The organism is Natronoarchaeum philippinense (assembly GCF_900215575.1).
GTDB lineage: Archaea > Halobacteriota > Halobacteria > Halobacteriales > Natronoarchaeaceae > Natronoarchaeum > Natronoarchaeum philippinense.
Window position 1 is genome coordinate 406,186 of sequence record NZ_OBEJ01000003.1, and the last position, 26,212, is coordinate 432,397.

The window sequence follows — 26,212 nt, forward strand, 5'->3', positions numbered from 1 at the left end:
TTTCTTAATACACCTTATTCTGATCCAAAGAGGATTGACGAACACTGTGTATTAATTTGCGTATTTAGACAAACAATAAGTACTGTCGCAGTCTAAGGCACATACGGTAACAAATTATGTCGAACGCGCAGTCCGGTCCCACCGATCCCGTCCAGTTTGGCGAACTCGAACACGTCACCGTCGCAAACGACGGCGAGCCCACTACGTGTACGATCTTCCCACGAGAGTGCTCCGAGGAGAAGCTCGTCACCCACTGGATCACGGCCGACCAGTCGGCGTTCGTCCCGCTCGACAAGCATCAGTGACTGCCGGACGCCGGCCTACTCGTCGGCGTCGCGCGACGCCGCCGCGGCGACGTTGACCGCGGCGACGTTTTCTCTCACGTCGTGGACGCGCAGGATGTCGGCACCCCGATCCGCTGCCAGCGCCGAGGCCGCGACCGTCGGCGGGCCGCGCTCGCCGGCCGACTGCCCGCTCAGCGCGAACATCGACTTGTGCGAGTGGCCGATCAACACCGGACAGCCGAAAGCGTCGAACTCGTCGGCCCGATCCAGCAACTCGAACGCTTCGGCGGGCGATTTCGCAAAGCCAAGCCCCGGATCGACGATGATCTGCTCGCGGTCGAGGCCGGCCTTCTCGGCCAGCAGGACGCGCTCTCGCAACTGATCGATCACGTCCTCGACGACGTCGTCGTACTCGACATCCGTGTCGGGATCGACGGGCGCGTTCACGCTGTGCATCACCACGATCGGGGCGTCGTACTCGGCGGCGACGAATCGCATCTCGGGGTCTTCGAGCCCCGATACGTCGTTGAGGATATCCGCGCCGGCTTCCAGCGCCGCGCGAGCCACTTCTGCCCGACGGGTGTCGACCGACACCATGGCGTCCAGATCGGCGATGCGCTCGACGACCGGGACGACCCGTTCGATCTCGGCGTCGACGGGCACCGGCTCGGCGCCCGGCCGGGTGCTCTCGCCGCCCACGTCGATGATGTCGGCGCCTTCGGCGACGATCTGCTCGGCCCGCGCGACGGCGTCCTCGACGGCGTCGTACTCGCCGCCGTCGTGGAAGCTATCGGGCGTGACGTTCAGGATGCCCATCACCGCGGTGCCGTCCTCCCACGGGTAGCCCCGACCTGCCGACTCGTCGTCGAGATCGAGCGCCGTTCGGACCTCCTCGGCGAGCGTTTCGAGCCCGTCCGAGCGGTCGTCGAGCACATCTGTGAGAGCCTCGAACTGGTCGAGCGTCCCCAGCAACACGGCGTCGACGACGGTGTCCTGTTCGCTTAGTTCCGAGACCGCGCACTCGCCGCCGACCCTGAGCAGCTCTTCTTTGAGCTGGCGGGCCTGTGCCGTCCGGACGCGCGTCTTCAGCACTCGGTGGACGCCCTCGCCGGCGACGCGCTCGATCTCGCCCTCCCGAACGCTGGCGCCGTCGAGCATGTCCCGGGCGCCCTCACGCGTCCGCACGCGCTTTGGAATCTGCAGGCGCGACCAGCGCGTTCTGGCCTCGGCGACGGCAAAGAGCGACCCCGTCACCAGCACGCAGTCGTTCTCGCCGGCCGCATCGAGCGTCTCGGCGACGGCGTCCTCGACCGCACCGCCCGTCTTGACTGTCTCCGCGCCGGCGTGCTCGAACACGTCCGCCAGCACCGCGGGGTCTTCCGCGCGATCGAGGTCTGGCTCACAGGTCACAACGCGATCGGGCGTCGGCAGCGCGGCGGCCATCTCGGCGTGGTCCTTGTCGTGCATCGCGCCGAAGACGACGTGGAGGTCGTCGTACTCGAACTCGCCGAGGGCGTCGGCGAGCTTCTCGCAGGCGCCGGGATTGTGCGCGCCGTCGAGCACGACCAGCGGCTCCCGTTCGAGCACCTCGAACCGGCCGGGCCAGTGGGCCTGTCGGAGCCCCCGCTCGATCGCCGCGTCGGCGACCGGACCGTCGCCGAGTCGCTCGCCGATCTGTCTGGCCAGCGTCGCGGCGATGCCGGCGTTGTCGGCCTGATGGGCGCCGACCGTCGGAACGCGCGCATCGACCGCCCAGTCCGGCCCCTCGATCGAGACGGCCGCCTCGGCGTGGTTCGTCCGGCCGCCGTAGGTCGGCACCACGTCGCCGTCCGGACCGACCGTGACGACATCGTCGGCGACCTCGCGGATCGCCGCGACGGCGTCGCCCTCGGCGCCGGTGACGAGCGGCGCGTCGGCCGGCGCCACGTGAGCCTTGTCGCGGGCGATCTCGGGAATCGTATCGCCCAGTACGTCGGTGTGTTCGAGCGTCACGGTCGTCACCGCGCTGGCGACGGGATCGACGACGCTGGTCGCGTCCAGCTTGCCGCCGATGCCCACTTCGAGCACGGCCACGTCCACGTCTCGGCGCGCGAACTGCCACAGCGCCATCGCGGTCGTCGCCTCGAAGAAAGTCGGCGAGGCGCCGTCGGCGCCCTTCTCGCGGACGTAGTCCTCGATGTCGTCGGCGAACTCCGCGACGGCGGCCCGCTGGATCTTCCGCCCGTCGACGCGGATCCGCTCGCGCAGGTCCTCCAGATGCGGCGAGGTAAAGAGGCCGACCGTCAGTCCGGTCTCGCGCAGGATCGACTCGACCATCTTGGCGGTCGAGCCCTTCCCGTTCGAGCCCGCGATCTGCACGCAGGCCAGTCCCTCGTGGGGGTCGTCGAGATGCGAGAGGAGATCGGCGGTCGACTCGATGCCCGGACGCGGGCCGAACCGCCGCAGATCGTAGAGGAAGTTCGCCGCGTCGTGGAACTTCATACTCGCACGTCTGGTGCCGCGCGCTTTAGCGTGTCGGAAGGGACTGTCGGCGCGTCGCGCCGCGGTAGATATCCGATGTCGTTTTGCTGTGACGCCCCACTCTCGACGGCCGCGAACGCCACAGTTTTGTCCTCAAAATACAATATTGAGCCGATGAGCAGCATTCGTCCGAAGGAACTCGACGACCGCCTCGATTCGTCGGGCGACGAGCCGTTTGTCCTCGATATTCGCCCGGCGTCGGCGTTCGAGTCCGGAGCGATCGACCGGAGCCGGAACGTCCCCGTGTACAACGAACTGCGCCGCGGCGACGAGTCGGCGCTGCGCGACCGGCTCGGGGACGTGCCGACCGACCGGGACATCGTCGTCGTGTGTAAGATGGGCGTCGTCGCCAAGCGAGCGACGAGCGTCCTCAGAGACGAGGGGTACGATGCGTCGACGCTGCTCGGCGGGATGAGCGGTTGGAAGGGGTATCAGAACGGCTCGCTGGGCTACAAGCTCCGATCGCTTCTCTGGAGTATCCGGTAGCCCCCGGGGACCGGTCGGTAGGCAGTTCGGCGCACTGCCGACGGAGAGTGTCGACCCCGTTGGGCCAACCGGCTGCGTGTCGACGCCGCGTACGATTCGCAGGCTACGTGCCGACGCCCTACAGCGATCGCGCGACCAGCTCGCCCCACGTCTCGAACCCGTGCCGTCGGTAGAACGCTCGCGCGCGCTCGTTGCCCGGATCGACATCGAGCACCAGTCGGTCGAGCGGGAGGTCCTGTCGCTCGGCGGTCTCGACGGCGGCGTCGAGCAGGTCGTCGGCGACGCCGGTGCCGCGGTAGGGTTCGCGGACGTAAATCTCGTTGAGCACCGCGGCGTCCCAGATCATCGTCAGTTCCTCGGGGAGGACGAAGACGTAGCCAGCGAGGGCGTCGCCGGCCGCCGCGGACGCAGCGGCGTCGCCGTCGCCCTCCGCGACGTGGATACAGCCCGCGTCGTTCGCCACGCAGTCGCCGACCCACTCGCGGTAGCGCTGCCGGTACTCGCCGTCGAGTTTCGCCTCGTAGGCCGCCGCCTTGTCGTCGCCGCCGGTGCTCGCGCCGAGTTCGCGCTCGAAGGCTCGCTTGAGCTCCCAGAGCGCGTCGGCGTCGTCGGGGTGTTCATAGCGCCTGACCATGCCCCCGGTCGGCGACGCGATGACGAAAAGCTCCCGGCTCGACGCCGCCGGCGCCGCGCCGCCGAGTTCAGTCGTCGACGAACTCGGTGTCATCTTCACGGGGCGATGCCGGGCGACGGCCCGAGTCGCTCGTCGCGTCGGCGGTTTCGGCGTCGCCGCCGGCCGGCTTCCTCCCCGGCCGCTCGCGCTCTTCGACGACGCCCTCGCGCCACGTTCCCCGTCGGAACCACGCCACCGCGATCACGAAGGAGAGGACGGCGCCGACCGAGAACGCCCACCAGATCCCCTCGACGCCGATGCCGAAGCTCACCAGCGCGAGCCCGGTTCCTGGGATCGGCACCGCCCACGAGAACGCCAGCACGAGCGCGACGGGCACTCGGAAGGCCCACCGCGAGAGGATCGACAGCGCCATGGCGATCTTGGTGTCGCCCGCGCCGCGGAAGCCGCCCTGAATTACCATCACACCGCCGAAGAATGCCCAGAACGGCGCGATGACCCGGAGGAACACGACGCCCTCGGCGATCACCGCGGGATCGTCGATGAACACGCCGATCGCCTGTGCTGGGAACGCGAACACGAGCGCGGCGGCGGCCCCGAGCAGCGCCATCGTCGCCGCGGTGGCGACCCACGTGACTCTTGCGGCCCGGTCGGGCGTCTTCGCGCCGAGGTTCTGGCCGACGCCGGTCGCGGTGGCCTGCCCGACCGCGCCCGCCACGCTCCACGTGATCGACATCAGCCGGATGCCGATGCCGTAGGCCGCGGTCGGCGTCGTGCCAAAGCGGGCGACGAACCCGGCCATCACGACCGACGCGAAACTGCGCGCCCAGCCGTCTAACGTCGCCGGATAGCCGATATCGACCAGTTTCCGGAGGATGCCGACATCGGGCCGCAGATCGCCCGGCCGGAGTCGGACGCCGAAGCCGCCCCGCAACAGCACGTAGATGCCCGCGACCGTCGCCGCGCCCCGCGAGATGAACGTTGCGACGGCGGCGCCGAAGGTGCCCCACGCCGGGAACGGCCCCCACCCGAGCACGAAGAACGGATCGATCACGACGTTCAGCCCCGCCGACAGCAGGACGAGCCACATCGCGGTCTTGGTGTCGCCGGCCCCCTGCAGCGACGCCCGAAACGCGAAAAAGAGGAACGTAAACGGCAACGTGAGGAAGATCACCTCGATGTACGCCAGCGCTTCGACGAACACGTCGCCGCGCGCACCAAGCAGCGTGAGCAGCGGGCCCCGGAATGCGAGGCCGACGGCCGCGAGCGTGAGCGACACAGCAAGCGTCAGCAAGATTGTCTGGGCGACGACGCGGTCGGCCTGCCGGTCGTTGCCCCCGCCGACGTGCTGTGAGACCAGCGCGATCGTCGCGGCGGTGATCCCCATCGCCGTCGAGACGAACATCCACGACAGCGGGAACATCAGCGACACCGCCGCGACGGCGTCGCGGCCCACGCGCCCCACCCAGAACATGTCCGCGACGTTGTAGACCGTCTGGAGCAGATTCCCCAGCACCAGCGGCCACGCCATCTGGCCGAGCTTGGGCGGGATCGCCCCCGTCGTCATGTCGACGCGTTTGCGGTCGGTCTCTGCCACGAGTCAGTCCGACTGACGGGGCCACGGCGCTTAAGCGCCGTCCTCGGCGGCGGGATTGCCGGCTCGGGGCGGCCGGCGCGGCGCAGCGATCAGAGGTGCCGACGGAACGAACAGCGGTTGCACGAAAGCACGCCGCCGCGGGCGCTGACCCAGCCACGTTCACAGACGGTGCACTCCCATCCCCGCGGCGTGGTCGCGGCCACCTGCCGTTCGAGTCGCCGCAGCCGCTGGTCCATTCGAGTGAGCTGCTCCGCTAACTCTCGGAGCTGTTCGTCGATCTCCTCGGTGCTGGCTGGTCGAACGGATTTCATCGCGGTCACGAGTGCCGGTAGGCGAGCGGACGAGATGAACTAGCCGCTCGGCGTCGGCGTCGAACGGACCGGAGAAAAAACACGACCGGCCGGCGACAGCTCTCGCCGCGGCGCTGGCGGCACCGCGTCGAGGCGGTCGAGATCGGCGTCTCCCGTTCCGAACGGCTCAAATATCCCCCGCGAGTACAGACGTGCGTGTCACGGCAGGTCCAACAGGTCGACACGCTGTTCCTCCACGAGTCGCAGGGGGATTACTACGTCGTCGTCCGACGGGACGACAAGCGGCTGTTCCGCGCGCGCCTCGACCTCAAGGAGACCTCGGCGGGGCCACGCCCCGGCCGATTCCGGATCAAGGACGGCTCCAGCGAGGAGCCGCGCAACCCCGATGAGTTCGTCGACATCGCGCGGATGGCCGACCGCATCCGTATCTCCGAGCAGACCGCCCCCGAGCACCGCGACCGACTCCGCGAGATGCTCGACGGCTACCAGCTCTCGGCGAAAGTCGTCCGGACCTGCCGGATCTGCGCCTCGGCGGGGCGATACTCCCCGCTGACCAGCGAGACAGCGATCAAGAAAGACGACGAGCACGTCTGTCCCGACTGCGCGAAGAAGGAACTCGAACGCGAACTCTCCTATCAGGGCGGGCTGACGAGCTCGGCCCGGGACCGGCTCGAAGAGCTCCTGCTGGAGGTCCAAGACTTAGAACGCATCACGAATCTCCTGCAGGGCGAACTCGATCCCGACCTGACGAAGTTCGACGAGATCTCGGCGACGACCGACGAGATCGACCCGGTCCCGGTCGACTCGCTGAACCTCCACCCCGGCATCCAGAACATGCTCGAAGGCCGGTTCGACACGCTCCTACCGGTCCAGAGCCTCGCGGTCGAGAACGGCCTTCTGGACGGCGACGACCAACTCGTCGTGAGCGCGACGGCGACGGGCAAGACGCTCGTCGGCGAGATGACCGGGATCGACCGCGTGCTCAACGGCAAGGGGACGATGCTGTTTCTCGTCCCCCTCGTCGCGCTGGCCAACCAGAAGCACGAGGACTTCGAAGAGGAGTACGGCGACATGGTCGACGTGTCGATCCGCGTCGGCGCGAGCCGCGTCAAGGACAACGGCGAGCGGTTCGACCCCAACGCCGACGTGATCGTCGGCACCTACGAGGGGATCGACCACGCGCTCAGGACTGGGCGCGATCTCGGCGACATCGGGACGGTCGTCATCGACGAGGTCCACACGCTCAAAGAGGACGAGCGGGGCCACCGCCTCGACGGGCTGATCTCGCGGCTCAAACACTACACCGAGCAGCGCGAGCAACGGCGCCAAGACTACCACGGCGCCCAGTACATCTACCTCTCGGCGACGGTCGGGAACCCCCACGAACTCGCCCAAGGGCTGCGAGCCAACCTCGTCGAGTTCGAGGAGCGCCCGGTGCCGATCGAGCGCCACGTCACCTTCGCCGACCAGCAAGAGAAGACCCGACTGGAGAACAAACTCGTCCGGCGGGAGTTCGACAGCAAGTCCTCGAAGGGGTATCGCGGCCAGACGATCATCTTCACTAACTCGCGGCGGCGCTGTCACGAGATCAGCCGCAAACTGGAGTACGAGTCGGCGCCGTACCACGCCGGACTCGACTACGGCCAGCGAAAGTCCGTCGAGCGAAAGTTCGGCAATCAGGATCTCGCGGCGGTCGTCACGACGGCCGCACTGGCTGCGGGGGTCGACTTCCCGGCCTCGCAGGTGATCTTCGACACGCTCGCTATGGGCATCGAGTGGCTCTCGGTCCAAGAGTTCCACCAGATGCTCGGGCGGGCGGGGCGTCCCGACTACCACGACAAAGGGACGGTGTACGTGCTCGTCGAACCCGACACATCCTATCACTCCAGCATGGAGATGTCCGAGGACGAGGTGGCGTTCAAGCTCCTCAAAGGCGAGATGGAAGACGTGCAAACGGTGTACGACGAGCGCGCCGCCGTCGAGGAGACGCTGGCCAACGTCACCGTCGCCGGTAAGGGCGCAAAGCGGCTCAACGACCGGATGCTCGGCGACGTTCCGACTAAGCACGCGCTGGGCAAACTGTTGGAGTACGAGTTTATCGACGGCTTCGAGCCCACCGACCTCGGGCGGGCCGTCACAACCCACTTCCTCTCGCCGGGCGACGCGTTCACGATGATCGACGGCATCCGGAAGGACAAACACCCCTACGACATCGTCGCCGACATCGAACTGAAAGACGAGTTCTGACGCTCTCCTACAACAGCCCGTCTTCCCGCGCCAGCAAAATCGCGTTCAGCGTCGCGTCGTTCGTCGGATTCTCGCGGGCGACCGACAGGGCGTCTTCGACCGGGACGGACCGGACTTCCAGAAATTCGTTGTCGTCGAGGTCGGGCTCGACGGGCTCTAACCCCTCTGCGAAGACGATGCCACGGTCGTGACGCAACACGCCGGTGGCGACCTTGTACTCTTGGAGCAGCGAGACGCCGGCGGGGTCGAACCCGGTCTCCTCGCGGAGTTCCCGAGCGCCGGCAGTCGTGTAGGACTCGCCGTCCTCGACGATGCCGGCCGGAAGTTCCAGTTGAGACTCGCGGATCGTCGGCCGGTACTGCTCGACGAAGACGACCTCCTCGCCGGTCGAGGCGACGATGACGACCGCCGGCGGAAGCTCCGCCCAGTAATAGTCTTTCTCGGTGCCGTCTGGCTGTTCGACGCGGTCGTACCCGCCCGTGTACCAGCCCGTCTCGTACTCGGTCGCCGAGTCGACGATCGGCCACTCGTGGTCCGACGCCGCAGGACCGGCTTCGTTGTCGGTCATCTACTCGGATCCTCGCAGGCGATCGACTCGGGCCTGTCGGTTCGACGCCGAGCGTCGGTGTCGGACTGCGTCTCAGTTTGGGATCGGATCGACGCCGAGCGTCGGCGTCCGAACGCACCGGCGACTGGGCTACTCCTCGCGCTCCCGAACGGTGAACTGCTCGAACCCGCCGAAGGCCAACCCGAGCGCGCCCATCCACCAATTCCAGCGCTCGCTCGGGGTACCCCGTGGGGCGTCGGACAGATTGTCGACGACGACCTCGACGGTGAGTTCGTGGTCGGCGGTCTCGGCGAACCGCCCCGAATCGGCGAGGTCGCGGGCCTGTCGGACCACTACCCGACGCTCGGCGGCGGTGCCGCCGAAGGCGGTTTCGAGGCGCGCGTCGAGGCGGTCGTCGTCGAGACTCATTAGTTACTCGTCGGCGTCACTCCGCGATGATCTCCCGGTAGATGCGGCCGTAGGCCTGCCGGCGCAGCGTTCCGACGGCCGCGGTCTCCTCGTCTTGGAACGTCGCGGCGACGGCCTCGTCGTCGGGGCCGGCGTGCCAGACGACGTTGTCGACGTTTTCGCTCCCCAGTACCGTCACCTCGCCGTCGTAGGATTCGTCCCACTCCTCGAACTCCTCGCTCGTGCCGATTCGTACTTTCAGCAGCGAGGCGAACATGGCGTCCCGCGCGGTCTCGACCACGTCGGCGTCGACGCGCTCGTCGTACTCCTCGGCGCCGAGCTCCATCGCCTTCGCTACTTCCTTGACCAGCACCTGCGCGCCCGGCCCGACGGACTCGTAGGCCTCGTGTACGTCGGCCGCGCTCTCGGGTGCGAGAAAGCCGTCTGCGTGCATACGCGATTACTCGCGCGCCGGACAGTTACCCGTTGTCGTTCGCGTCGTCGGCTTCGGCGTCGCCCTCGTCGGCGTCCGCCGTCTCTCCGTCGTCGGCCAGCATCTGCTCGGTCATCTCCCGGGCCTCGGCCATCACCTCTTGGGCCTCGCCGGTGAGGTTCCCCCGCCCCGCGCCGCCGGATTGGCGGGCGAGTTCCTGCTCGAACGGCGTTTCATCGGGCGCGGCGGCGCCGTGTTGGTGGTCGCCGTGATCGTGCTGGTTGTCGGACGTGTCGTCGAAAATCTGTGGAAACTCCGTTTCGGGGACGGCGTCGACGACTTCCGGGGCGAGGTCGTCGGGGTTGGACTCCTCCCAGCCCGGCGCGTGCTCGTCGAGCCACGCCTCGTGGTCCTCGCGCCCGAGCATCGCGGTGAACGCGAGGTGGTTCGCCAAGTGCTCCCCGTCGGCTTGCGGCGCCTCGCAGACCGGACAGGCGTATCCCATATCCGGTGGGTGGGTTCGCGGCGTGAAAAGGGTTCAGACTGGACGTGTACTCGCTGGACCGGTGGCCTCGACCGCGGATTCTCTGTGATACAGTGTATCCGCAGCGGCCGGGCGCGGCGTTCATGCCGCGCCCACGGGGAAGGGCAGGCCTGCGGTCGCGGTCCCTTGGAGGACTGAAAGGGCGAGGGCCGGTGTCCGGTTTTCACGCGGCTCTATCCGAGTGTAGCGAGGATATCCGCGTGAAAACCGGACAGCGGGCCGAGGGCTTTCGGAATGTTCTGGATACACCCGGTAGCTAAAACTGCTAAAAGTAGTCCGAAGGCGTTCACAGCCATTTCGCCCGAAATCCACCTCCAATTCTCTGAATCCGTTCCACGTCGCTTATACTCCCCCCACGACGAGAGTCTCGCATGGCAAACGACGAGCTCATCGCGGCCCTGCGAGACGCCGACGCCGTCCAGTACGGAGAGTTCGAGCTCTCCCACGGCGGCACCAGCGAGTACTACGTGGACAAGTACCTCTTCGAGACCGACCCCCACTGTCTCGGCCTGATCGCCGAGGCGTTCGCCGAGCGCCTCGACGACGACAAGCTGGCGGGCGTCGCGCTCGGCGCCGTCCCGCTGGTCGCGGTCACCAGCGTCGAGACGGAACTGCCCTACGTCATCGCGCGCAAGCAAAAGAAGGAGTACGGCACCGCGAACCTGATCGAGGGCGAACTCGAAGAGGGCGAGGAGGTCGTCGTCCTCGAAGACATCGCCACCACCGGCCAGAGCGCCGTCGACGCCGTCGAGGCGCTGCGCGAGGCCGGCGCGGAGGTCAATCGCGCGCTCGTCGTCGTCGACCGACAGGAGGGCGGCGCGGAGAACCTCGCCGAGGTCGACGTGGAACTGGAGTCGCTGGTCACCGCCGAGGACCTGCTCGCGGACGACCAGTAAACGACCCATACCTACCGAGTAGCGGCCGGATTACTACACGCCACGTCGCCGTAGCTCGGTTTGCGCGATGGTGGTGTAGCAGCGAACACACGGTCCCTCCAGGACCGGAACGCAGGTGCGAGTCCTGCCCATCGCATCGCTCTCCCGCGGACCGTGCCGGGTACCGGTTCGCAACGCTTTTGCTGTCGCCTCCAGTACGGGCAGGTACAGATGGCAGGTGTCTGCTTTACATCGGGTGCTGCCCCTTCCTACTCCCGTGTGTAGACGCCTGCCCGTTTTCCCGCTGGCAACCCCTGGCCAGCCGGAGGTATATCAATGTCACAGGACGCAGATTCCCAGGATCAGATCGTAGTAGTGCTCCCCGACGGCTCCGAGCTCGACGTTCCGCGCGGGGCGACGCTCGAAGATGTCGCCTTCGAGATCGGCCCCGGCCTCGGTCGGGACACCGCCGGCGGCCGGATCGACGGCGAACTCGTCGGCAAGGAAGTCCCCGTCACCGAGGACGGCGCCGAGATCGAACTCGTCACGGAAGACAGCGACGAGTACGTCCGCGTGCTGCGCCACACCGCTTCGCACTGTCTCGCGCAGGCTGTCCAGCGGCTCTACGACGATGTGGAACTCGCTATCGGGCCGCCGACCGACGACGGCTTCTACTACGACTTCGACGATCTCGACATCGACGAAGACGATCTGGAAGACATCCTCGCGGAGATGGAGGAGATCATCGACGCCGACTACGAGGTCGAGTACGAACAGGTCTCGATCGAGGAAGCCCGCGAGCGCCTGCAGGGCCAGCCCTACAAGCTCGAACTCTTGGAGGAACTCGCCGAGGAGGGCGAGACCGTCTCCTTCTACAGTCAGGGCGAGTGGGAGGACCTCTGTAAGGGCCCCCACGTCGACTCGACGGGCGAGATCGGCGCCGTCGACCTGCTGGAGATCGCCGCCGCGTACTGGCGCGGCGACGAGGAGAACCCGATGCAGACCCGGATCTACGGCACCGCCTTCGAGTCCCAAGAGGATCTGGAGGCGTTCAAGGAGCGACGCCGCGAGGCCGAGCGCCGCGACCACCGGAAGATCGGTTCCGAGATGGACCTGTTCTCGATCCAGGATGTCACCGGTCCCGGTCTCCCTCTGTATCACCCCGCGGGCAAGACTATCCTCCGCGAGCTGGAGTCGTTCGTCGAGTCGCTCAACCTCGACGCCGGCTACGAGTACGTCGAGACGCCCCACGTGTTCAAGACCGACCTCTGGAAGGAGAGCGGTCACTACGAGAACTATCAGGACGACATGTTCGTCTTCGACGTCGACGACGACGAGTACGGGCTCAAGCCGATGAACTGCCCGGGCCACGCGACGATCTTCGACGACAGCTCGTGGTCGTATCGTGACCTGCCGATGCGCTACGCCGAGAACGGGAAGGTCTACCGAAAGGAACAGCGCGGCGAGCTCTCGGGCCTCTCACGCGTTTGGGCCTTTACGATCGACGACGGTCACCTGTTCGTCCGCCCGGACCAGATCGAGCGCGAGGTCGAACAGACGATGGACATGATCGACGAGGTGCTCTCGACGTTCGATCTGGACTACGACGTTGCGCTGGCGACCCGCCCCGAGAAGAGCGTCGGCTCCGACGAGATCTGGGAGCGCGCCGAGTCTCAGCTCCGTGACGTGCTCGACCGCCGGAACCTCGACTACGAGGTCGAGGAGGGCGACGGCGCCTTCTACGGCCCGAAGATCGACTTCGGCTTCGAGGACGCCATCGGACGCCACTGGGACGGCCCCACGGTCCAACTGGACTTCAACATGCCCGAGCGCTTCGACCTGAGCTACGTCGGCGAGGACAACGAGTCCCACAAGCCGGTGATGATCCACCGCGCGCTGTACGGCAGCTACGAGCGCTTCTTTATGGTGTTGATCGAGCACTACGCCGGCAACTTCCCGCTCTGGCTCGCCCCCGAGCAGGTCCGCGTGCTGCCGATCAGCGACGACAACCTCGGCTACGCCCACCGCGTCAAAAACGAGTTCGACGAGTTCCGCGTCGAGGTCGACGGCCGCGACTCGACGATCGAGCGCAAGATCCGGGCGGCCCACGAGGACCGCGTGCCGTACATGATCGTCGTCGGCGACGACGAAGAGGAAGACGGCAACATCTCCGTGCGCGACCGCTTCGAGGACCAGGAGTACGACGTCGAGATCGACGCGTTCCGCGACCACCTCCGGAGCGAGCGCTCGGAGAAACGGACCGAACCGGACTTCCTGCAGGATTGAGCGCCGGCGTCCAGCAGACTGTCTTCGCGGACGCCCACGACGACCGTCGTCTTCGTCGGTCGAGCGTCGGCGTCAGAAACCGTGCCGTCGTGCTAGACGTGGGCGTCAGAACAGCGTAATCGCACCGCCGAGAATGACGACCGTCACGAGCAACCGGCCGAGGCTTCCGAGAAACGTCGCGAGTGCGAACTTGCCGTAGTCCTCTTCGAGGATGGCGAAGGCGTAGATCGAGATCGTGTCCGGGAAAAAGGGAACACAAAGCGCCAGCGCCATCCCGGCGTAGCCGTACTGCCGGGCCAGTTCGACGGTCCGATTCTCCGACCATTCGACGATATCGAACCGGGAGCGGCGCAACCGTCGGATGATCGGCCCGGACTCTTTGGCTTCCTGCCCGATGTGAAAGGCAAAGAGGCTCCCGACCGCCTTGCCCGAGGCGCTGACCAGCATGATCGATCCTAGACTCGCCCACGCGGGAATCCCGAGATCGAGCGGCGCCGCGAGCACGACTTCGCTGGGGCCGGGCAGCGCGAAGGCGATGAGAAACGAGTACGCGAAGATGATCCCCATGCCGGGCCAGCCGGTCGCGGTTTCGACGGCTGCCAGCGTCCCATCGACGATTGTCTCGAAAAGGTCGGTGAGCACGACGGGGGCCTCGATCGCCAGTGCGAACACGTGATACATTCACGTTCAGGCCGCTCGTAAATCTTCGTATTTCGACGAGCGTCGGCGCGATGCCGCAGCCATCCCTTGGCGCGCCGCCGTCGCGGCGGTGATGTCGTCCACGTCGGCGTCCAGCCGCCCCGTAACCGTCGGGACTGTCACGGTCTTGCACAGAGTCGCGCTCGTTTCGCACCGAAACCACCATAGTTGTGGAATCATGCCTATACGTATGAATCGCGCAGAGAAGGCCGCCCTCCAGTTGCGGGCCGTCTCCGTGCTTCGGATGCTCAAGGAGACCCGCACGTACGACGAACTCGCGGCGCTGACGGAGTTGCCTGCCGGCGATCTCAACCGCTACGTCAACGGACACGTCCTTCCGAGCGACGACCGCGCTCGGGAGGTCGTCTCCGGCGTCGGTCGCGACGCGCTGGCCGACGAACTCGAACGCCGTGTCACCACCGACGAGGAAGGCTACGTCGACAACTCCGGCGCGGTGTTCGACCAGTCGTTTCTGGATCTGGTCGCGCCGATCGCCGCCGAGACGTTCGAGTTCGATCGCCCCGATGTCGTGCTGACGGCGGCGACCGACGGCATCACGCTCGCGGCCGCGATGGCGAGCTACTACGGCGTGCGCTGTGCCTACGCCAAGCAGTCCAAAGAGACCGCCGTCGAGGAGTTCATCGAGTCACGCCAGCGTCTTCAGTCCGGCATCGAACTCACGTACTACCTGCCCGCCGCGTCGATCGACGCCGGCGAGACGGTGCTGGTCGTCGACGATCTGATCCGGTCGGGCGAAACTCAGGAGCTACTGCTTGATATCACCGAACGAGCCGGTGCCGATGTCGGCGGCGTCTTCACCCTGATCGCCGTGGGAACCGACGGCGTCGAACGCGCGCGCGAGCGGACCGACGCGCCGGTCGGCGCGCTGGTGGAGTTCTAAGCGACTGCGGCGTCAGCCTGCGGCATTTCGCGCCGCTTCCGTACTCTTGCTCACGGTGTTTTCTCACAGCCGTGCAAGGGATGGGATTCGAACTACGTCCGAGGACCTGCGCGTCGGCGCAGAACCTCGGCCTACTTCGAATCCCAACGTCTGCCGCACACGGCGCTCACGTCCGTTCGCGTCGAGAGGAGTGCGAGGGATGGGATTCGAACTACGCGGAGACGGTCGCGCTCACATCCGTTCGCGCGCTGCGACTCCTCTCGTTCGAATCCCAACGTCTGCCGCACACGGCGCTCACGTCCGTTCGCGCCGAGAGGAGTGCGAGGGATGGGATTCGAACCCATGGACCCCTACGGGAGCGGATCTTAAGTCCGCCGCGTTTGGCCTAGCTCAGCCACCCTCGCGCAGAAGGCAGATGCGGATTGTCCCCGGGCCGGCAAGTGGGTTTCGCTTACCAGTCGACCGACAGCGTGCCGTCGCCGTCGGGGTCGGGTGAGATCTCCTCGTCCGTCCGACGGTCGATGACGTGGATACAGCCGTCGCCTTTCTTCGCGGGACAGACTTCGGCGGCGCGGATGTTGTGGTCGAGGTCGTCCTCGGAGACGTAGTACGAGCCGGGCTTTGCCATCCCGCTTTTGAGGTCCATCTCCCAGTTTTTCGAGACCTCGGCGCACTTGCCCGCGCCGAAGCACTTGTTCGCCTCGAAGATGATCTTGTAGGGCTTGTCCTCGATCGAGGGTGCATCGTCGCCGCCCACGTCGCTTGGCTCTTGGATCTCCGCGTCGAGGTCGCTCATTACTCGTATGAAAGGAGGGGGCCGCCTTTCGCGTTACGGTTCGGCCGACGACCGGACGTCAGTCGTCGTTCGATGCCGCGCCGCGGGCGGCGTTGGTCACGACGTTGTCCTCCATGCTCCACTTGTACTCGACGCCGTACGACGTCGAGATGTAGTAGTAGACGGCGCCCAGACAGAGCACGCCGCTGGCGACGTTGCCCGCGGTGACGACCGCGATGTTGTAGGCCATCCCCGACCACGAGACAGCGGGGTCGGCGATCGGCAGGAGGTTCGCGGAGGTCAGGATCGCCATGTTGGCGATGCTGTGCTCGAAGCCGGCGCCGATGAACACCAGCAGGCACCAGAAGATCATGATGAGCTTGGCGACCGGGTTCTCGAGGCGGAAGTTGCACCAGACCGCCAGCACGATCAGCCAGTTACACAGCATCGCACGCAGGAACAACTCGGTGGGCGCCATCGTCATCTTGGCGGCGCCGATCGCCGCGAACGGTTCGGTCGGAAGCGTGCCCGAGCCGACCAGCATCGCCGCGATGATCACCGAGCCGATGAGGTTGCCGAGCCACGAGAACGCCCACACTTTCAGCGTCGCCCCCGAGTTCACGCGCCCGGTGAGCTGCCCGATCGTCATGATCATCGCGTTGCCGGTGAACAACTCGGAACCGGCCATGATGACCAGCGACAGCGCGATCCCGAAGCTGGCGCCCATTACTATGCCTTGGAACGGCGCGAACTGCGTTCCCATGAGATCGCCCGCGAAGATGAACGCGATCGCCACACCGAAGCCGAGGTACGCCCCCGCAAGCGCCGAATGCGCCAAGTACGCTGGGAGGCTGTTGCCGATCAGTTCCATCTGAGCGGCGGCGGCGTCGGCGACATCCTCGATAGTTTCCCGGTACATCGTTATCTCCTCCCCGCGATCCACGACGGATGCGAACACTTCGACGTTTGCATCGTTTTTACACGATCTGCGCTAATTTCGATCATTTGAACTCGATTTGGCTGAACAAACGAACACATAAAGGACTACTCCTTGGATGCTTCTTTCCCCCTTGGTGTCTATTATGACACATAGGTCGTATTATCCGTTTCATCGACGTATCTACCGTTCGTCGACATCGACACGATTACCGAACCACGGCCTGTGCGGCTCGACCGGCCGGTTTTCGATATCGTGTCCCGACGCCACTCTCTCTTTAGTTGATGTTCGTAGCCTAAACACGAGAGAACACCAAAATACTCCTAATATTTTGAAATTTATTACCAGAGCATTCACTTATACCAGCAAAACGGTTTAATACGACTCTCCCAACCGTCCTGATGCGATGATCCCACGCGACGAGCTGAACGACAAGACCGAGACGCGCAGCAAGATCCTCGCGGCCAAAGAGGAGAAAGGACTGACCTTCGCCGACATCGCCGACCAAGTCGGCGGCGACAAGACGTTCCTCGCGTCGGCGACCTACGACGCCGCGAGCATGACCAAAGACGACGCGATGGCGTTCGCCGAGGTACTCGACCTCGGCAGCGATGTCATCTCGGACCTCCAGAAGCCGCCGATGAAGGGCCAAGGCGAGCCGACGATTCCGTCTGACCCCTGTCTCTACAGACTCTACGAGGTCCCCCAAGTGTACGGGCCCGCGATCAAGGCGCTCATCCACGAGGAGTTCGGCGACGGGATCATGAGCGCGATCGACTTCGAGGTTAGCGTCGACAAGGAGCCCCACCCGGAGGGCGACCACGTCGTCATCACGTACGACGGGAAATTCCTGCCGTACAAGCGCTGGTAGACGCCGCCGTACCGTAGCCGACTTCTTCTTTCGGATTCTATCGCTGACGGCCCGTTACCGAGATTGGTTCTATCTGGTCAATAGAGGGCGAATATCTATCAGAGTGGGGGGGCAGATAATTCACCCGTTATCGGTGTCAACTACTCAGATGTATCTTTGGACCCTTCCTTACTGATATCGGTGACGGTTAACTGGCGCTGAAGCGGCGTTGCAGGCTGATCGGTGGAGACGATCTTCCTCAATCGGTAGTGGTCACTCCGCTCCCTTGACATACTTCTGTCGGCTGTACAGTAGTAGGCCGACTCCGACGAGGGCTGTCAGTACACGGCGAACCAGTTCGGCCTTGTCATTATCGTGGCCCTGGACACCGGCGCGTACCTGCCGGTAGAACGTGTCCTCGTGTTCGACGAATCCGTAGTGGTTGGTCCAGTAGCGCCAGCCAGCAATCGGATCCTCCGTCCGAAGGGTTCCACGTTCGAATAGGCGTTGGGACTCGGGTGGGAAGGACTCGGCGTCGATCGCAGTCATGCCCATTGCAGTCTGATTCGAGACGGGATCAAGATGCAACCGGTTAGATCCGTTGTCGAGGTAGTCGCTCTGGGGAGCGTAGAACTGATTGGTCGCCTCGAAATATACGAGCTGATTGTTCCAAGCGCGGGTCTGTGGACTCGTATTGTTGCCCCCGATGACGACTGGTCCATCCTCGTGCACTCCTACGGCGAACTGACACTGCGCCTCCGTCCATCCATCAGCCGAATCGGTCGAGGCGTCCCAGCAGGCTAGCACCTCGTCAGAAGCGACGAGTTCGAGCGGCCAGTCTGAATCTGGGGAGACCTCCGCTACCTCGTAGGAGTACGTCCGGTCACTGGTCCCTATCGGCGCAAACGCGGCGGCAGCCACCAAGGCGCCCCCGAGGGCGATAACCAACAGGATGCGATCGTGGGCAGAGAGCCACCCGGAGAACCTCATCGTTGATCGATTCGGGGAACTTTGGTAAAAATCTAGTCTATATTTCTGCGGTCGGTCGTGAGTTCTATCGATCTGGTCCAGCGGAACGGTAGATGCGCACATCTACTGACTGCCTGTTTCACGCCGAACTCAGCACACAAGATAAGAGGTTCATACCCCAGATAGCCCTACTTATCTCTCGTCGGAACCGTCGCCGGATCCGGCTGCGAGGAGTTCAACAGCGCGACGTAGAGCCGTCCGCTCTCGCGGTGCCAGCCCGCTTCGAGCGCGACGTGTCCGAGCACGAACAGCCCCAACACGAGCCAGTGGATCGGCGTCATCTCCAGATGGGGGTGGATCATCGGCAGCCCGGCCATCATCGCCGAGATGCCGTTGTAAATACCGGCGTACACCGCGATGGTTGGCAGTAGGGCCAGCGGGATACCGACAGCTCGGGCGAGCGGCGACAGTGCGGTCTGGTCGAGCACCGAACGAGTCCCGCGCAACGCCGACAGCACGACGATCGCCGTCAGGAACACGCCCGTTCCCGGCCCGGTCAGGCTCTTGCCGGTGAGGCTGGCGAACAGCACGCCCGCTGCGATCGCCGCCACGACGCCGACGGCGAGTCGAATCGCCGTCGACCCGGCTCCCGATTTCGTCGTCTTCGGCGGGACTTTCTCGACGCGCGAGCCGACCGAGAGGAACATGTACGCCTTGTAGAACCCGTGGACGATCAGGTGCGTGACGGCCGCGGCGAAAAATCCCAGCCCGCACTGGAGGATCATGAATCCCATCTGGGCGACCGTCGAGCACCCGAGTCGACCCTTGGCGGAGGGCTTGACCAGCATCCACGCCTGCGCGATCAGCGCACTGCTCGCGCCGGCGACGACGATCACCAGCATGATCGCGGCGTCGCCGGCGAACACGGGCGCCAGCCGACTCAACAAGACGCCGCCGGCGTTGACGAACCCGGCGTGCATCATCGCCGAAGCGGGCGTCGGCGCCGTCATCGAGGACAACAACCAGCCGTGAAACGGCACCAGCGCTGACTGGATCATCGCGGCACCCAGCACCAGCCCCGCGGCGACCGTCGTCGTCTCGGTCGAGAGCGCGTCGACGCTCGCCAGAATCTCCGAGATTGCGGTCTCGCCGGTGGCCAACGCCAGCACCGCCAGTCCGGCCGCGAGCAGACCGCTTCCGGCGAGGAAGTACCGGCGTGCGAGACGGCCGGCGGCGTGGGCTTCCGGCCACCCGCGGAGATGGCCGATCAGGTCCGCCATGATCAGTCCCATCGACAGCCACGCCAGCACGAACAGGGCGACGTGGTCGGCGACGGTCACCACCATAACGACGAGCGTCAGCGCGAACACGAGGCCGAAAAAGCGATCGACGCGTTCGTCGGCCGCCATGTACCGGCGCGAGAAGCTGTGAACGATCCCGCTGAAGAAGGCGACGGCGACCCACATCACCGCCGTCAAGCCGTCGGCGCGGACAACGCCGTCGATCTCCCAGCCACCGGATCGCGTCGTCCAGATGGCCAACCCCAGGTTGACGACGAACAGCAACCAGACGAGACGACTCAGTACCATCGGCAACCGGACGCCGCTCCTTCCGTTTTCGGACATCAGTTTCTGTTCGGTGTGTGTCCAACTAGCGGGTTAAAACCTCTGTATAACTCAACTCTTGGTGGTATAATTCCTAAAACAAAGCAAAGATTGGGGATCTAGTGTACAAATGTGCCTCTGTGTTGGGAGACAGGGACGACGCGGCGGCGAACTCTTCGACCCGCTTCAGTCGGCCGAAACCGGCTGCGTAGGCGTCGACGATTCGGTCTGTTCGGATTCCCACTCCAGCTCGCCCCGGTAGTGGAACACGGCGTCCCCCCGCTCGGGATCCAGTACGCTCAGCTTCAGCCACTCGTTGTCGAACAGCTCCCGGAGCCCGTCGTTGCGCTCCAGAATGGCCTCGACGCGCTCGACCGGCGCCTGCAGCAGCGTCGTCGGACGCAGCGGGGAGTGGTAGGCCGCCCCGTCGTCGTCGTGGAGCGACTGGAAGGGCAGCCCCATCCGCAGGTCGCCGCCGTTGCCTTGGTAGACGCCGATCTTCCCGACGGGGTTGTGCGTGACTTTCGTGCCGCTGCCGTACACGTCGTTGTCGACCGTCGAGAAGTAGTACTGCGCGCTGATCATCTGGACGACGACCAGCGGGCCGACGAGGATGTTCTCTAGGGCCTCTCCATCGGGATCGGTCGCCCAGTCGTAGGTGTGGAGGAACGCGCGGCCGTCGAGGTCGACGCCGCTGGTCAGTTCGCGCCGTCCGACGACGAACCCGGCGTTGCCAGAGAGTCCGATCTCCGGGCGTGGCTCGGCCCAGTCGGCCGCCCGGCGCTCGGTCTCCCGGACGGGATCGCTCGGCTCGGCGCCGTCGATCGTTTCGATGCGCTCGGCGGCGGCGCCGCCCCGAGCAGTTTCGAGATCGCGCTCCAATCGTTCGAACGTCTCGGCACGCTCGGCCCGAAGGTCATCGTCCGCAAAGAGCGTAATCTCGTCGGTGGTGGTGTCGTGCTCGGCGGCGACGAAGACCGTCTCGTCGGGAATCTCGATCCCGCGTTCGGCGAGTTGCGACCGCACCGCCGGCTCGTTGCAGATCGACGCCAGCGTCCGGGCGTTCGGGACGCCGGAGCTACCCGCGCAGGCGCCACAGTCGATGCTCGATTTGTAGGGGTTGTTGACGGTCTGGCTGGCGTGGCCCGCGAAGACGACCAGCGGGGCGAACTCGTCCCACCCCATCAGGTCGAACGCCGCCTCGGCGTAGAACGCCTGCTGCTCGGTCGAGATGCCACGGGGGAGCCCGTCGGCTTCGACCTGTAAGTGCTCGCCGGCGTCCCCTCGGACGGTCTCATCGGGGGCGTCCCCTCCGGCCGGTCCGACCTCTGCGTCGGCGTCGTCGGCGTCCGGCGGGTCGACGGCGGGCTCGCAAAACTCCGGCTCGTCCGGCGATCCCGCGCCGTCGCGCAGGTCGTACATCGACGAGGGAAGCAGGGTCCGCGCGGCCAGCGCTGCGCCGAAGAAACCACCGGCGCCCTCGACGAAGCCGAACGCGCCGGCAACGTCGTTCTTGAGCGACTTCATCAGCTTGTGACCCGCGTGGGACAAGTCGTGCCATCGGTCGTGGCGCTCGGCCTCGCCGTCGGCCGTCGCGCGCTCGTCGATCCGGTGTTTCGGTTCCGCGATCACCGGACAGGAGTCGGTCGAGACGTGCTCGCCGTACCCCTCGTGACGGATCGGCACGCCGAAGAAGCCGGCGTATCCGTGGGTCTCGTAGGGGCCGGTGGCTTCGAGATGCCGGCGGATGATCTCCGAACGGGTGTCGATGCAGAACACGAACTGGGCGGCGGGGCCGTCGCTCGTTGCTCCGGTCCCCGCGTCGGCGTCGCCAGCGGTGTTTGCCTCCGCCTCGACGTTGTCCGGGTGCTGTGCTTCCGCGTCTTCGGATGCCCTGACGGCGTCGACGAGTTCCTGCCGGTAGCTCTCCTCCCACGCGTCCAGCCACACCGCGGCCGGGGGCCGGTCCTCGACGGCGTCCGAACGGCGCTCGCCCTGCGGCGCGATCGGCTCGCCGAGATGTTTGGCGAGGATCAGGCGGGCGGCGAGGTAGTCGATCAGCGTGATCGGGTAGGCGTCCTGCCACGGGTTGTTGTCGTCGCCCTCGCGCTGTTTGATCAGGCCGGTCCAGCCCGGCAGCGCCGCCAGATGGTGCTCGAATGTGGCTTCCCACCGCTCTTCGGGAACGTCCGCGAGGGCGACGTACAGCGCCTCCATCGCGGTGTCGGGTAGGTCGGTCAGTCGATCGCGATAGAACTCCCCGACCGGCGTGGTCGCGGCCGGAATCTCGTCGTCGTACGGCGCCAACTCGCGCCAGGCCTCGTAGAACCCCCGTTCCCGATTCGGCATGGCCCACGCCGTCTCGCCTTGATCGAGGAAGGCGGCGAGCCACTTCGAAAGCAGTCGATCGAGCAGGTCGTCGGACGAGTTGTGCCCCTCGTCGGGCGTCTCCTCGTCCATCCGATCGAGCACGGTTTCGGGGTCGGCGTCGATACCGGCGTCGTCCAGTCGCTCGGTCAGTACGGTGGGATCGATCTCGCCGCGCTCCCAAGCGCGACGAAAGTACTCGGCGCTCGGGTACCCTTGGCCGCCGTAGAGCTCCTCGCCTTGGGCGACGGCGTCCTCGAAGGGGAGGTCCTCGAAACCGGCCAGTGGATTGGCCGCCACGTCCGCGTACAGCGGCCAGACCCGGCCGATGCTCTCGGCGGCGTTGTCGACTCGCGCGCGTACCGAGTTCGGATCCATGAACTCTGAGCGGTCAGTGTCTTCCATCCACTCTGGACGAATCTTTCGTATCAGTTAAAATCTCTGTATATTCATAGTAATATATGGCACAGAACCTAAAATACTGGTGAATTGTTGGGGCGAGATCATACGCCAGCCACCGCTGGCCGACACGAACACGACAGGATGCCAAAACTAGTCTCCGCAACGGCGTCGCTCCGGGACGCCGCCCCGCGATCGGCGTCAGTCGGCGTTCAACGGCTCGCCCTCGGGGCCGGTCGGCGCCGGGCTCTCGCCGTCGGCGAAGGGGTACCACGACTGTTTGGCGTCGTTCAGGCATGGGTCTTCGTAGCCGTCGACCTCCTCGGGTTCGGCCAGTTCGATCAGCGCTTCCTCGCCGGTCGCTTCGACCCACTGACGGAACGTCTGGCCCTCCTGTCGGTGGGCAGCGAACGCTTCGGAGAGGTTCTTGATCAGTCCCGGCACCTCGTCGGCAGGGACGCGCTGGCGGACCCAGTCGATAAACGTCGGTTCCTCGCCGATGCCGCCGCCGACGCCGACGTCCATCGCCTCGACCATCTCGCCGTCTTTCCGAGCGCGCATTCCCTGCAGGCCGATGTCGGCGGTCATCGCCTGCCCGCAGTCGGCCGTACAGCCGGAGTAGTGGATCTTGATCGTCCGAACGTCGTCTTGCAGGTCGACGTTCTCGCGGAGCCAGCGCAGCATCCGGGCCATCCGCGCCTTGGTTTCGGTCAGCGCGAGCGAGCAGAACTCGGTGCCCGTGCAGGCGACGCCGCCGCGCTGGAACGGGCTCGGCTCGGGAGCGTGGGTTTCGAGCAGCGGCTCGGCGAGCAGGTCGTCGAGGGCCTCGTCGGGAACGTCGACGACGATCGGGTTCTGCCGGCGGGTGAGTCGGACCTCGCCGCTGCCGTACTCGTCGGCGAGGTCGGCCAGTTCGATCGCCTCGTCGGCGGTGATCCGGCCGACCGGCACGCTCAGGCCGACGTAGTTGCGCCCGTCGGGCTGATCGTGGACGCCGACGTGATCGGACTTACCCGCTTGAATCGGCCGCCCCGCGTTGTAGGTGTACTCCTCGCGGACGTCCTCGCCGGCCTCCCGGAGTTCGAAGTCGACGTAGTGCTCTTGGAGAACTTTCCGGATCTTGGTCGTGCCCCAGTCGTCGACGAAAAAGCGCGCCCGGTTTTTGTTGCGGTTCTGGCGGTTCCCGAGCGCGTGGTACAGCTCGACGAAGCCACGCACCAGCTCGTAGGCGTTGTCCGGGGTGACGAAGATGTCGAGTTCGCGGGCCTCGCGCGGCTCGCGCCCGCCCAGTCCGCCGCCGACGCGGACGTTGAACCCGCGCACTGCGTCGCCGCCGTCAGACTCGTCTGACGGGCCTCCGGCTCCGCCGGAGACGTCGATCTCCTTTTCGGCCGGTTCGAGTCCCACGTCGTTGATCGAGTCCTGCGCGCAGCCCTCACAGCAGCCCGTGACGCTGATGTTGAACTTCCTAGGCATGTTCGCCAGCGCGTCGTCGCCGCGCAGATCCTCTTGGAGCCGATCGAGCAGCGCCCGCGTCTCGACGAGTTCGTTCTCGTCTTTGCCGGCGACCGGACAGCCAGAGATGTTGCGCATCGTATCCCCGCCCGCAGACCGCGTGGTGACGCCGACCGACTCCAGCTTTTCCCAAATCTCGGGGATGTCTTCGAGCTTGAGCCAGTGGAGCTGGACCGACTGGCGCGTCGTCAGGTCGATCCACGCGTCGCCGAACTCGGGGTTTTCGGCCGGGCCGACAGCGTACTCGCGGGCGACCTCCCCGATCGCCCGGAGCTGGCCGGGTTCGAGTATGCCGTCGCAGTTCGTCAGCCGCATCATGAAGTAGCTCTCTTGGCCCGAGCGCTGGTGGAACACGCCCCAGAACTTGAACCGGGAGAACCACATGTCCCGCTCGTCCTCGGGGATCGACTCCCAGCCCTCCTCCGCGAACTCCAGCAGCTTCTCGCGTACTTCGTCGCCGTACATCCCGTCTTTCCACGTCTCTTTTTTGTTTGCCATGGTTGGGGTATGTCGTCTGTATTGAGTCCTGCGGATGGATCAACCAAACGTCCGCATTTTCACGAGAAATAGTATTGCTTGTCAACTTATATGCGTGGCTCTTTAACAAATTTGGTTATGTCGGCGTTCGTCGAGGGAACGTCGAATGTTCTAGGACCTAAGTGATCTTCGAGCACTTCTCCGCGGAATCTCTCGGCGGGTCGACGGCGTCGTAGTGACCGAACGTCGACCCGGTCGCGATTGACATGAACGAGGTGTGCGAATCGGGTCTATCTCCTCCGCGTGCCATCGATGAGTGAGTTGGCTCCCTTTTCGGCCGGCCTAAATCGCTGCTCCTATATATGTTTAGGAGGGCCTAAAAAACATGACTCGACGATCGTATGAAGCAACGACGCGACGACAGTTCGTAAAAATCGGGGCGGGAACCGCCCTCGCGACCGGGGCCGCTGGTTGCATCGGCGAGACCGATAGCTCGTCGAGCGATGGATCGTACTCCGTGATGATGGCGCCGATGGGCGAGGTCGAGTTCGAGTCGGTGCCCGAGTCCTGGATGGCGTACTTCAGCACCTACGGCGACATGGCGATCGCGCTGGGGCAACTGGACGGGCTGGAGGGGCTGATCTTCACCGATAACTGGCCGCTGGCGTTCTACGACTACCTCCCCGACTTCGACATGTCGTTCGACGACATCCCGCAACTGATGGGCGAGAACGGCATCGACAAGGAGCTGTTCTACGAGATGGACAGCGATGTCCACCTGTTCGATCCCAACTTCATCCAGCTTCTCGACGACACGTGGACCGACGAGGACTTCGAGGAGATCGCGACCCAAGTCGGCCCCATCGTCGGTAACTCGATTCGGCGCCGCGGCGAGGACTGGCACGACTACGAGTACTACTCGCTGTACGAGGCATTCGAGAAGATCGCTACCGTCTTCGACGAGCGCGAGCGCTACGACGAACTCGCCAGCGTCCATGACGAGTTCATCTCGGGTCTTCAGGATGAGCTACCGCCGGAATCGGAGCGCCCGGAGATCGGTCTCGTTTCGGTCAACTCCGACTTCGAGGGCGGGTCGTTCTACACCTATCCGATCACCGAGGGCAACGGCAAGAAGCAGTACCACGAGCTGGGTATCCGCGACGCCTTCGCCAAACACATCGACGGCGGCTACGCCAAGTGGGACTACGAGCAACTGCTCGATGTCGATCCGGACATCATCGTGTTTTCCTACGGCTTCTCGCACGTCTCGACCGAGGAGTTCGAGCAGCGTATCCAGCAGATGCACAACGACCCCGCCGGCAGCAAACTCTCGGCCGTCCAGAACGATCGCCTCTACCGCGGCGGTACTTCCTACCAAGGGCCGATCATCAACCTGTTCCAGACAGAGGCAGCCGCCAAACAGTTCTACCCAGACACGTTCGGCGAGTGGAACGGGCTGGATTCATTCTCCTCGAACCCGCTGTTCGACCGGCAAGCGGTCGCTGATGTTGTGAACGGCGAGTTCTAGCGCAGCGGCGCCGCTCTGGGTA

General features: G+C 65.3%; 23 protein-coding genes and 1 tRNA gene. 8 read left to right on the forward strand and 16 right to left on the reverse strand.

Annotation, left to right across the window (positions count from 1 at the left end; translation table 11 throughout):
- Positions 1-116: 116 nt before the first annotated feature.
- Complete coding sequence (locus CRO01_RS12770) at positions 117-305, forward strand: DUF7511 domain-containing protein (RefSeq protein WP_097009530.1); 189 nt, start codon at positions 117-119, stop codon at positions 303-305.
- Between the two features lie 15 nt (positions 306-320).
- On the opposite strand, the gene folP is transcribed toward CRO01_RS12770, so the two are convergent.
- Complete coding sequence (folP, locus tag CRO01_RS12775) at positions 321-2,765, reverse strand: dihydropteroate synthase (protein WP_097009531.1); 2,445 nt, start codon at positions 2,763-2,765, stop codon at positions 321-323.
- Between the two features lie 153 nt (positions 2,766-2,918).
- Here folP and CRO01_RS12780 point away from each other — a divergent pair, with 153 nt between their 5' ends.
- The gene (locus CRO01_RS12780) at positions 2,919-3,290 is read left to right on the forward strand and encodes a rhodanese-like domain-containing protein (RefSeq protein ID WP_097009532.1); all 372 of its coding nucleotides are present in this window, start codon (positions 2,919-2,921) and stop codon (positions 3,288-3,290) included.
- A gap of 118 nt (positions 3,291-3,408) precedes the next feature.
- Here CRO01_RS12780 and CRO01_RS12785 read toward each other — a convergent pair whose 3' ends face one another.
- The 3 genes from CRO01_RS12785 to CRO01_RS12795 all read right to left on the reverse strand — a co-directional run bounded on the left by CRO01_RS12785 (position 3,409) and on the right by CRO01_RS12795 (position 5,829).
- A complete protein-coding gene (locus tag CRO01_RS12785; protein ID WP_097009676.1) occupies positions 3,409-3,924 on the reverse strand; it encodes a GNAT family N-acetyltransferase in 516 nt (171 codons plus the stop codon).
- Positions 3,925-3,991: 67 nt separating this feature from the next.
- Positions 3,992-5,518 (reverse strand): MATE family efflux transporter, encoded by a 1,527-nt coding sequence (locus CRO01_RS12790; RefSeq protein ID WP_245838547.1) that lies wholly within the window; start codon positions 5,516-5,518, stop codon positions 3,992-3,994.
- An 89-nt stretch (positions 5,519-5,607) separates the two neighbouring features.
- Complete coding sequence (locus CRO01_RS12795; protein ID WP_143824958.1) at positions 5,608-5,829, reverse strand: hypothetical protein; 222 nt, start codon at positions 5,827-5,829, stop codon at positions 5,608-5,610.
- Positions 5,830-6,024: 195 nt separating this feature from the next.
- Between CRO01_RS12795 and CRO01_RS12800 the strand changes: the two genes are divergently transcribed.
- Positions 6,025-8,076 carry a DEAD/DEAH box helicase gene (locus tag CRO01_RS12800; protein WP_097009534.1) on the forward strand — a complete coding sequence of 684 codons (2,052 nt, stop codon included), beginning with the start codon at positions 6,025-6,027 and terminating at the stop codon, positions 8,074-8,076.
- A 7-nt stretch (positions 8,077-8,083) separates the two neighbouring features.
- Here the strand turns inward: CRO01_RS12800 and CRO01_RS12805 are convergent, their stop codons facing one another.
- The 4 genes from CRO01_RS12805 to CRO01_RS12820 all read right to left on the reverse strand — a co-directional run bounded on the left by CRO01_RS12805 (position 8,084) and on the right by CRO01_RS12820 (position 9,969).
- Complete coding sequence (locus CRO01_RS12805; RefSeq protein ID WP_097009535.1) at positions 8,084-8,644, reverse strand: NUDIX hydrolase; 561 nt, start codon at positions 8,642-8,644, stop codon at positions 8,084-8,086.
- A gap of 129 nt (positions 8,645-8,773) precedes the next feature.
- A complete protein-coding gene (locus tag CRO01_RS12810) occupies positions 8,774-9,052 on the reverse strand; it encodes a hypothetical protein (RefSeq protein ID WP_097009536.1) in 279 nt (92 codons plus the stop codon).
- A 16-nt stretch (positions 9,053-9,068) separates the two neighbouring features.
- Entirely contained in the window at positions 9,069-9,485 is a 417-nt protein-coding gene (locus tag CRO01_RS12815) for a DUF5809 family protein (RefSeq protein ID WP_097009537.1), read from the reverse strand.
- A gap of 25 nt (positions 9,486-9,510) precedes the next feature.
- Entirely contained in the window at positions 9,511-9,969 is a 459-nt protein-coding gene (locus tag CRO01_RS12820; protein WP_097009538.1) for a DUF5810 domain-containing protein, read from the reverse strand.
- A gap of 410 nt (positions 9,970-10,379) precedes the next feature.
- On the opposite strand from CRO01_RS12820, the gene pyrE reads away from it, so the two are divergent.
- The gene (gene pyrE / locus CRO01_RS12825; RefSeq protein WP_097009539.1) at positions 10,380-10,904 is read left to right on the forward strand and encodes an orotate phosphoribosyltransferase; all 525 of its coding nucleotides are present in this window, start codon (positions 10,380-10,382) and stop codon (positions 10,902-10,904) included.
- Between the two features lie 315 nt (positions 10,905-11,219).
- Complete coding sequence (gene thrS, locus CRO01_RS12830) at positions 11,220-13,169, forward strand: threonine--tRNA ligase (protein WP_097009540.1); 1,950 nt, start codon at positions 11,220-11,222, stop codon at positions 13,167-13,169.
- Positions 13,170-13,274: 105 nt separating this feature from the next.
- On the opposite strand, the gene CRO01_RS12835 is transcribed toward thrS, so the two are convergent.
- The gene (locus tag CRO01_RS12835) at positions 13,275-13,811 is read right to left on the reverse strand and encodes a YqaA family protein (RefSeq protein ID WP_245838552.1); all 537 of its coding nucleotides are present in this window, start codon (positions 13,809-13,811) and stop codon (positions 13,275-13,277) included.
- Between the two features lie 247 nt (positions 13,812-14,058).
- Here CRO01_RS12835 and CRO01_RS12840 point away from each other — a divergent pair, with 247 nt between their 5' ends.
- The gene (locus CRO01_RS12840) at positions 14,059-14,769 is read left to right on the forward strand and encodes a phosphoribosyltransferase family protein (protein WP_097009542.1); all 711 of its coding nucleotides are present in this window, start codon (positions 14,059-14,061) and stop codon (positions 14,767-14,769) included.
- Between the two features lie 319 nt (positions 14,770-15,088).
- Here the strand turns inward: CRO01_RS12840 and CRO01_RS12845 are convergent.
- The 3 genes from CRO01_RS12845 to CRO01_RS12855 form a co-directional block, all read right to left on the reverse strand.
- Positions 15,089-15,173 (reverse strand) — tRNA-Leu (locus tag CRO01_RS12845).
- A 47-nt stretch (positions 15,174-15,220) separates the two neighbouring features.
- Positions 15,221-15,565 carry a ferredoxin gene (locus tag CRO01_RS12850; RefSeq protein ID WP_097009543.1) on the reverse strand — a complete coding sequence of 115 codons (345 nt, stop codon included), beginning with the start codon at positions 15,563-15,565 and terminating at the stop codon, positions 15,221-15,223.
- Positions 15,566-15,623: 58 nt separating this feature from the next.
- Positions 15,624-16,463, reverse strand: a complete 840-nt coding sequence (locus tag CRO01_RS12855; protein ID WP_143824959.1) for a formate/nitrite transporter family protein — start codon at positions 16,461-16,463, stop codon at positions 15,624-15,626.
- Between the two features lie 424 nt (positions 16,464-16,887).
- On the opposite strand from CRO01_RS12855, the gene cynS reads away from it, so the two are divergent.
- A complete protein-coding gene (cynS, locus tag CRO01_RS12860) occupies positions 16,888-17,352 on the forward strand; it encodes a cyanase (RefSeq protein WP_097009545.1) in 465 nt (154 codons plus the stop codon).
- 252 nt (positions 17,353-17,604) lie between these two features.
- On the opposite strand, the gene CRO01_RS12865 is transcribed toward cynS, so the two are convergent.
- From CRO01_RS12865 to CRO01_RS12880, 4 genes are all read right to left on the reverse strand, one after another.
- Positions 17,605-18,321: a hypothetical protein gene (locus CRO01_RS12865; RefSeq protein ID WP_097009546.1), complete on the reverse strand. Its 717-nt coding sequence runs from the start codon at positions 18,319-18,321 to the stop codon at positions 17,605-17,607.
- Positions 18,322-18,488: 167 nt separating this feature from the next.
- Positions 18,489-19,889 (reverse strand): proton-conducting transporter transmembrane domain-containing protein, encoded by a 1,401-nt coding sequence (locus CRO01_RS12870; RefSeq protein WP_245838548.1) that lies wholly within the window; start codon positions 19,887-19,889, stop codon positions 18,489-18,491.
- Positions 19,890-20,090: 201 nt separating this feature from the next.
- Positions 20,091-22,676 (reverse strand): DUF2309 domain-containing protein, encoded by a 2,586-nt coding sequence (locus CRO01_RS12875; RefSeq protein WP_245838549.1) that lies wholly within the window; start codon positions 22,674-22,676, stop codon positions 20,091-20,093.
- A 195-nt stretch (positions 22,677-22,871) separates the two neighbouring features.
- The gene (locus CRO01_RS12880) at positions 22,872-24,683 is read right to left on the reverse strand and encodes a nitrite/sulfite reductase (protein ID WP_097009548.1); all 1,812 of its coding nucleotides are present in this window, start codon (positions 24,681-24,683) and stop codon (positions 22,872-22,874) included.
- Positions 24,684-25,047: 364 nt separating this feature from the next.
- Between CRO01_RS12880 and CRO01_RS12885 the strand changes: the two genes are divergently transcribed.
- The gene (locus tag CRO01_RS12885) at positions 25,048-26,190 is read left to right on the forward strand and encodes an ABC transporter substrate-binding protein (protein ID WP_097009549.1); all 1,143 of its coding nucleotides are present in this window, start codon (positions 25,048-25,050) and stop codon (positions 26,188-26,190) included.
- Positions 26,191-26,212 lie beyond the last annotated feature (22 nt).